At 71.4% G+C, this 4,860-nt stretch carries 7 protein-coding genes; 4 read left to right on the top strand and 3 right to left on the bottom strand.

Annotation, left to right across the window (positions count from 1 at the left end):
• The 3 genes from F3J18_RS35560 to F3J18_RS35550 all read left to right on the top strand — a co-directional run.
• On the top strand, positions 1-434 hold a 434-nt coding region (locus tag F3J18_RS35560; RefSeq protein WP_166916783.1), incomplete at its 5' end, for a peptidoglycan DD-metalloendopeptidase family protein.
• Positions 435-732: 298 nt separating this feature from the next.
• Positions 733-1,647 (top strand): PEN-N family class A beta-lactamase, encoded by a 915-nt coding sequence (blaPEN-N, locus tag F3J18_RS35555; protein ID WP_166916781.1) that lies wholly within the window; start codon positions 733-735, stop codon positions 1,645-1,647.
• A gap of 271 nt (positions 1,648-1,918) precedes the next feature.
• Positions 1,919-2,791 (top strand): LysR substrate-binding domain-containing protein, encoded by an 873-nt coding sequence (locus F3J18_RS35550; protein WP_166916779.1) that lies wholly within the window; start codon positions 1,919-1,921, stop codon positions 2,789-2,791.
• A gap of 39 nt (positions 2,792-2,830) precedes the next feature.
• Here the strand turns inward: F3J18_RS35550 and F3J18_RS35545 are convergent, their stop codons facing one another.
• Positions 2,831-3,220, bottom strand: a complete 390-nt coding sequence (locus F3J18_RS35545) for a type 1 fimbrial protein (RefSeq protein WP_025099474.1) — start codon at positions 3,218-3,220, stop codon at positions 2,831-2,833.
• Here F3J18_RS35545 and F3J18_RS38620 point away from each other — a divergent pair.
• Positions 3,219-3,350 carry a hypothetical protein gene (locus F3J18_RS38620; protein ID WP_275691169.1) on the top strand — a complete coding sequence of 44 codons (132 nt, stop codon included), beginning with the start codon at positions 3,219-3,221 and terminating at the stop codon, positions 3,348-3,350. The two genes, F3J18_RS35545 and F3J18_RS38620, sit on opposite strands and share 2 nt — an antisense overlap.
• Positions 3,351-3,675: 325 nt before the next feature.
• Here the strand turns inward: F3J18_RS38620 and F3J18_RS35540 are convergent, their stop codons facing one another.
• Together F3J18_RS35540 and F3J18_RS35535 are read right to left on the bottom strand one after the other, a co-directional pair.
• On the bottom strand, positions 3,676-3,930 hold the full coding sequence (locus tag F3J18_RS35540; protein WP_025099473.1) for a GlsB/YeaQ/YmgE family stress response membrane protein: 255 nt from the start codon (positions 3,928-3,930) through the stop codon (positions 3,676-3,678).
• Positions 3,931-4,191: 261 nt separating this feature from the next.
• On the bottom strand, positions 4,192-4,860 hold a 669-nt coding region (locus F3J18_RS35535), incomplete at its 5' end, for an ATP-binding cassette domain-containing protein (protein ID WP_166916777.1).

The following is a 4,860-nucleotide window of genomic DNA, read 5'->3' as shown; positions in this document are numbered from 1 at the left end:
CCGCGCCCTCGGCGGCCGACGTCGCGCAGATCATGCGCGCCACGCGCCGTCATGCGCAGCGCGTCACGCTGGCCTGGCCGGCCGAGGGCCCGGTGGTGGAGCCGTTCCAGCCGGGGCGCAATCGCGGCATCGGGATCTCGGTGCGCTCGGGCGAGCCGGTGCGCGCCGCCGCCGACGGCCGCGTGATGTATGCCGGCACCGGCCTGAACGACTACGGCTCGCTGGTGATCGTGCAGCACAACGCCGATTTCCTGACCGCTTACGCGCGCGGTAGCCGCCTGCTGGTGAAGACCGGCGATATCGTGCGGCAGGGCGAGCCGATCGCCGAAGCCGGCGGCGCGGGCTGGGTGCGCGGCACGGCCGTGCTGTTCGAGGTGCGCCGCGACGGCAAGCCGGTCGATCCGGTCGCCTACCTGCCGGCGCGCGAGAGTTGATCGGGCGTGCTTGGCCCGGCGTCGGCGCGGGATTCTCGGCGGCCGGGCTGGCCACGCGGATTTCCGCGCTCCGGCCCAACCCGACTCGGCGCCGCGCGATCTGCTGCCATTCGCCTGATCGCGTCCGGAGCCGGGGCCGAACCATCGGCGGCGCGGCGCGAACCATTGCCGCCTCCCCGCGGTCTACCCGATCCGGCATCCTGAGCCTCGCAACCGACGATGCCCGGCGGTGGCCCCGGCCATCTCGCGCCGTGCCGCCGATCCACCCCTGAACCACCGATCGAGACATCGACCCGTCATGACCCATTCCCCGCTCCGCCGTTCGCTGCTGCTCGCCGCCGTTTCCGCTCCCGTTCTCGCCGCCTGCGCCGTGGTTGGCCATCGGGACGGCAAGAAGGACGGCGTGAAGGAAGACGCCCGGACCCGCGACGCGGCCCGGCAGATCGCGGCGCTCGAAAGCGGCTTCGGCGGCCGCATCGGCGTGAGCGCGATCGACACCGGCAGCGGCCGGCGGATCCTGCACCGCGCCGACGAGCGCTTTGCGCTGTGCAGCACCTTCAAGGTGGTGCTGGTCTCGGCCGTGCTGGCGCGCGCGGCCGGCGACGCGCGCTTGCTGTCGAGCGTGATCCGCTACACGCGGCACGACCTGGTGAGCTATTCGCCGGTCACCGAGAAAAACCTCGCCACGGGCATGACGGTGGCGGCCTTGTGCGCCGCCGCGATCCAGTACAGCGACAACACCGCGGCCAACCTGCTGATCCGGCTGATCGGCGATCCGGCCGCGGTGACGGCCCATGCGCGCTCGATCGGCGACGCCACCTTCCGCCTCGATCGCCTGGAAACCGAGCTGAACGAAGCGGTGCCCGGCGACGAACGCGATACCACCACGCCGGCCGCGATGGCCGACACGCTGCGCCGCGTCACGCTCGGCGACGGGCTCGATCCGTCCGGCCGCGCGCAACTGGTGACCTGGATGCTGGGCAATACCACCGGCGAGACGCGGATCCGTGCCGGCGTGCCGGCCGGCTGGCGGGTAGCCGACAAGACCGGCAGCGGCGACTACGGCACCGCCAACGACGTGGCCGTGCTGTATTCGCCGAGCCGCCAGCCGGTGGTGCTGACGGTCTACACCACGCGCCCGGACAAGGACGCGAAATACGACAACGCGGCCATTGCCGCGGTCGCGCGCATCGTCACCGCCACCTTCGCCTGAAGGCCTGAACGCGTGAGCATCTGAACATCCGAGCGCTTCTCCGGCGTGCCGAAAGCCGGGCGCGCACGGCGCCCGGAAGCGCCCGGCGCCGGCGCGGACGAGCGCTCGCTGCAGCGGATGCCGCAAGTCACGCCGAGCCCGCCCCGGCCGGGGCCGATCGCCCACGCCACCGCGCGTACCTCGCGCTCCTCGCGCAAAACCCCCGGATCGCTTATCGTGGCGCCTTGCGCGCCGCATCGGCCGGCGCGCCCGTCTTCCGTTCGCGCCAGCCATGCATCGTCTTCCGCCGCTCAATGCCCTGCAGGTCTTCGTCACGGTCGCGCGCCACCTGAACTTCACGCGCGCGGCCGAGGCGCTGTGCCTGACCCAGGGCGCGGTCAGCCGCCAGATCCAGTCGCTCGAGGCGCATTACGGCTTCCCGCTGTTCGTGCGGCGCGCCAAGGGGCTGGCGCTGACCCCCGAGGGCGAGCAACTGCTGCCGGTGGTCGGCGAGAGCTTCGCGCGCATCGACGACATCTCGCGGCGCCTGACGCGCCAGCGCACCGACCTGGCGCTGAAGGTGCCGACCTGCGTGATGCGCTGGATCCTGCCCAAGGTGATGCAGTTCCAGACCGAGCATCCGGACCTGCACGTGCAGATGACCACCACCTGGCGGCACGACGTCGATTTCGCGACCGAGCCCTTCGATGCGGCGATCGTCTACGGCATGGCGGCGACGCCCGAGGTGCGCGTCGTGCCGCTGTTCGCCGAGCGGCTCACGCCGGTCTGCGCGCCCGAGCTGCTGGCCGAACGGCCGATCGCCTCGGGCGCCGACCTGGCGCGCCACACGCTGCTGCATCCCACCCGCGACCATCGAGACTGGCGCCAATGGCTGGCCCATGCCGGCATCGAGGGCATCGATCCGGCGCGCGGGCCGAGCTTCGACACGCTGGACCTGGCCACCAACGCCGCCATGCAGGGCTTCGGCATCGCCATCAGCGACGTCACGCTGATCGCCGACGACGTGGCCGCGCGGCGCCTGGCGACGCCCTTCGAGGCGGTGCTCGGCACCGGCGCGCGCTACGACTTCGTCTGCCCGGCGCGCAACGCGGCCCAGCCGAAGCTGGACCTGTTCAGCGACTGGCTGGCGGCCCACCGCGACTGAGCCGCGGCGGCGGAGGACGGGATGCGCTTCGATGCGCGCTCAACGATAGTCGACGGTCACGATCATGGGGTCGCGCCGGGTGCCCTGGCCCGGGATGGCAAACGGCGCGGAAGCGATCGTCAGCGTTGACGAGCCGAGCTTGCGGCCGCTGTACAGGTCGACGAAGCCGACCTGCCCGAAGGCCGGCCTGGCACAGTTCGGTTGCACGCGTGTGGCGGCGGTATCGACCTGGAACGAGCAGGGCGGCTCGACGATGCGCCCGCTGAACTGGATGGTGCCGCCCTGCGCATGCGCGGCGGTGCCGGGCAGCGCGAGGAGCGCGCAGGCGGCGAGCGGCAGGACGGCGAGGCGCCGCCATCCTGACAGGTTCGTAAGACTCGGAAAACCACGCGCAAACGATAGCGACGGCAGCGACGAACGGGCGATCATGACGGACTCCGAATCGGTGGGGTCGGACTTGTTGGCACGTCGCGGCGTCACACTCGCCGACGACGGCCTGCTCACCCGCATTGACGGCATCCAGGGCGGTTGCCTTGAGCGGATTTTTTACATTTTTTGACAAAGTTCGCTGCTTCAATGCTAGGAGATGGCCGAGCCGATGTCAGGTCGCTTCGATCGAGCCGGCGGTGGTACAAACCCGCGTGCTGAAATCGAGGTCCACGAGCGGCAAGAACGCGGATCGTCGGCGATCGCGGCCGGTCGGAAACGCATGAGGAAAGCTCGGCGCCTGGCGGCGATGCCGGCTGGCTGATGGACGGCGGGGGAGCCTGGAGCGGGAGGGAAGCTGGACCGGCTTGGTTGTACGCGCAACGGGCGTGGCGCGATGGAAGGTGGGGGCGAAGGGGCGGAACGCCGCCGAGCCGACGGCGTTCCGCGGGGCTGGCTCAGCCGGCGCGCTTGCGCACCGCGCCGACGATCACCAGCAGCACGATCGCGCCGATGATCGAGGCGATCCAGCCGGCGCCCTGGCCGGGCTGGTACCAGCCGGCGGCGCGGCCGACGTAGCCGGCGATCACCGAGCCGACGATGCCGAGCACGATGGTCATCACGATGCCCATCTTGTCGTCGCCGGGTTTCAGCGCGCGGGCGAGCAGGCCGACGATCAGGCCGACCACGAGCGTTTCGATGAGATGAATCACGGGCGCTCCTCTAGCGGTTGGGAAAAGGCATGGACCGGCCGGCGCGCGCGAAGTTCGGCATCGGGTTCGTCGCGCTTCGTCGCGATTCGACCGGGCTTGCCGTGCGATCTTACGCCAGCCGCGATCCGGTTCGCCATTCTCGCGTGCCCGGCTGGCCACCCGGCATGCTGCGCCGCGGCGTGGCCCTTGCCGCGCACGACATCGGCGGCTGCCGCGCCGCATCCGTCATGGCAGCCGCAACCGCAAGCTTCCGCCCCGGCGTCAGCCGCCGGCGCGCCGATAACCGTCGGTGGCGCGCAGCAGGGTACGCGTGTATGCGTTCGCCACCTGTCCCGCGCGCAGCGCCTCCACCGTCAGTTGCTCGACGATCTCCCCATGCTGCATCACGGCGAGCCGCTCGCAGAGGAAGCCGATCACGGCCAGGTTGTGGCTCACCAGCAGCATGGTCAGCCCGCGCTCGCGATGCAGGCGGCGCAGCAGGTTCAGGATCTCGGCCTGCACCGAGACGTCGAGCGCCGAGGTCGGCTCGTCGAGCAGCAGCACGCGCGGCTCGACGATCAGCGCACGCGCGATCGCCACGCGCTGGCGCTGGCCGCCCGAGAGCTGGTGGGGATAGCGGAAGCGGAAGCTGGCGCCGAGCCCGACCTCGGCCAGCGCCCGCGGAATCCGCGTATCGGCGTCGGCGATACCGTGGATCGCCAGCGGCTCGCGCAGCGTCTCGTCCACCGTGAAGCGCGGATGCAGCGAGGCATAGGGGTCCTGGAACACCATCTGCACGTCGCGGCGGAAGGCGCGGTCGAGCCGCAGCACGCGCGGCTCGACGATCAGCGCACGCGCGATCGCCACGCGCTGGCGCTGGCCGCCCGAGAGCTGGTGGGGATAGCGGAAGCGGAAGCTGGCGCCGAGCCCGACCTCGGCCAGCGCCCGCGG

Source organism: Burkholderia sp. Ax-1720 (assembly GCF_011753035.1).
GTDB lineage: Bacteria > Pseudomonadota > Gammaproteobacteria > Burkholderiales > Burkholderiaceae > Burkholderia > Burkholderia gladioli.
Note: the sequence above shows the minus strand (reverse complement) of the source record. Positions and strands in the feature narration are given on the sequence as shown.